3 protein-coding genes and 1 tRNA gene are annotated in these 2,048 nt (G+C 46.1%); all 4 read right to left on the bottom strand.

Translation table 11 applies throughout. The features are described from left to right. Nucleotide 1: 1 nt before the first annotated feature. The 4 genes from T500_RS0114710 to T500_RS0114695 all read right to left on the bottom strand — a co-directional run bounded on the left by T500_RS0114710 (nucleotide 2) and on the right by T500_RS0114695 (nucleotide 1,959). Nucleotides 2-75: transfer RNA gene (locus T500_RS0114710), tRNA-Asp, on the bottom strand. Between the two features lie 98 nt (nucleotides 76-173). Further along, entirely contained in the window at nucleotides 174-677 is a 504-nt protein-coding gene (locus T500_RS0114705; RefSeq protein WP_028908730.1) for a GNAT family N-acetyltransferase, read from the bottom strand. Further along, a complete protein-coding gene (locus tag T500_RS16165; protein ID WP_051612101.1) occupies nucleotides 674-1,513 on the bottom strand; it encodes a glycosyltransferase family 2 protein in 840 nt (279 codons plus the stop codon). Before T500_RS16165 ends, T500_RS0114705 begins: the two co-directional genes overlap by 4 nt. Nucleotides 1,514-1,533: 20 nt before the next feature. Next, nucleotides 1,534-1,959 carry a hypothetical protein gene (locus T500_RS0114695; protein WP_028908729.1) on the bottom strand — a complete coding sequence of 142 codons (426 nt, stop codon included), beginning with the start codon at nucleotides 1,957-1,959 and terminating at the stop codon, nucleotides 1,534-1,536. Nucleotides 1,960-2,048 lie beyond the last annotated feature (89 nt).

Here is a 2,048-nt window from a genome sequence, read left to right as displayed (position 1 = left end):
GCGGTGCGTACGAGATTCGAACTCGTGACCTCCTGCGTGACAGGCAGGCATTCTAACCTACTGAACTAACGCACCAAAGAACGCTTTTTCTTATTTGCGGGTGCAAAGGTAGTGATATTTTTGGAACTACCAAAACTTTTTGGCGATTTTTTTGCGATTTAATCGCATTTTTTCTAAAATACGTACTGAATTAGCACAGAATCGCGATATTTTGCTCCGTCGAACAGCCAATCGCCTATTTTTGCACACACTTTGTAACCTGCTTTTTCGAACAGGCAAAGTGATGCTTTATTCTCGCAATCCACGTAGGCGTAAAGCTGATGAAGATGCAAAATACGCTGGGCGTAATCAGCCAAAGCATGTAACATGGCGGTACCATATCCCTGACGTCGATAGCTGTTAAGTACTATCAGTCCCACCTCGGCGCGACAGTTTGCGGGGTCGAAATTCACCAGATCGGCCACCCCTACTATCTCGCCTGCCTGGTTTTCAACCATCATACGTACCTGGCGGTCGGTATAGATGTCGTTTTTGCAGTTAGCTACATAGTCGTGCAGCAGGTAGCGCGAGTATGGCACATTGGTGTTGCCCACGTTCCAAAGCTCTACATCATTTTCGATGCGGTACAACAGGTCGAGATCTTCGGGCTCGATGGCGCGTAGTATTATCTGTTTCATCCTAAATGTAGTTTTTTACGTACGATATCTACTAATGCCAGCGAGGCGCGGAAATAGATGGCCACTTTTACTGGCAGTGAAAAAAAGAAACTGAGGTGACTGTAGTGCTTGCGAAAGAATATCAGCATGGCCTGATAGAACACATGCACATAGCGGAAATCCGACTTGCTGGTCGACTGACCTTTGTAATGTACGATATCGTAAGGCAGAAACCAGTTCTGCCATCCGCCTTGAAGCAGGCGATACGACAGGTCGATATCCTCGCCATACATGAAAAAATCTTCATCAAGCATACCTACCTCGTAGATAGCCTTGTGGCGCAGTAGCATAAAGGCGCCGCTCACCACTTCGATCTGTGCAGGTGCATCCCACGACAGGTAGCTCATATAGTAGCGCTTGGTAAAGCCTAACATTTTGCGGGCTGCTACAAAGGGCGTGGGTATTGCACGTCGACTTTCGGGCGCCAGGGTGCCATCGGCGTTGTGCATTCTTACGCCTGCCCCACCCGCTTTGGGATTCTGATCCATGAAGTCGATAGCACTTTTCAGCGTATCCTCGGCTACCACGGTGTCGGGGTTCAGCAGCAGTATGTAATCGCCTTGAGCCTGAAGGATGGCAATGTTGTTGGCCTTCGAGAAACCTAAGTTCTCTCTATTATTAATAAGGTGTACCCATGTGTAGTTACGATTGATTACCTCTACACTATCGTCATCGCTATGGTTATCTACCACAAACACCTCACTCTCGATACCCTCGAGAGCGCGCTGTACGCTGTCAAGACAAGCCGTAAGGTATGGGCGTACGTTGTAGTTTACGATAATAACCGAAAGCTTCATATATTTCTTTTGGGGTGATATTATTTATCGTCTTCAACCTCGGCCTCGCAGCGGCTCATGGTTGGAAATATAAATGGCAGGCACAGCAAACCGATGATTGCCATATAACCAAAAGTGGTATTCATATATAAATAATATAAATAGGTATTAGCTACCATGGGCGCCAGTATCATTACCAGACGCAGGGTGCCCCACATGCCCAGGGCAATATGCTTTTTGCTTACCAGTTCGGCGTGCACCTTGTTAAACTTAAACAGGCGTAAACCCAGAAACACACAGCCCAGTGTGAGCAACTCCATAAATGCGGTCCAGAAAAACTCCGATTGTGTTTCGCCTGTATACAAACCTGCAGTCATGGTATCGGTCTCAAACAGTACAACAATGCACAGTGCAAACACTACGGCAAAAACCAGAATGGTCATCAAATGATTTCTTGTTTCTTTCATTGTATATTCAATATTAATTATTATATTTGCACTCGTTAACAACATCAAGGATGTGGAATAAGGCCGTCCTTTCATTCGTCATAAGACAG

Source organism: Xylanibacter ruminicola Ga6B6, from assembly GCF_000687715.1.
Classification (GTDB): Bacteria; Bacteroidota; Bacteroidia; order Bacteroidales; family Bacteroidaceae; genus Prevotella; species Prevotella ruminicola_B.
This window is presented reverse-complemented; position numbering and strand designations above follow the sequence as displayed.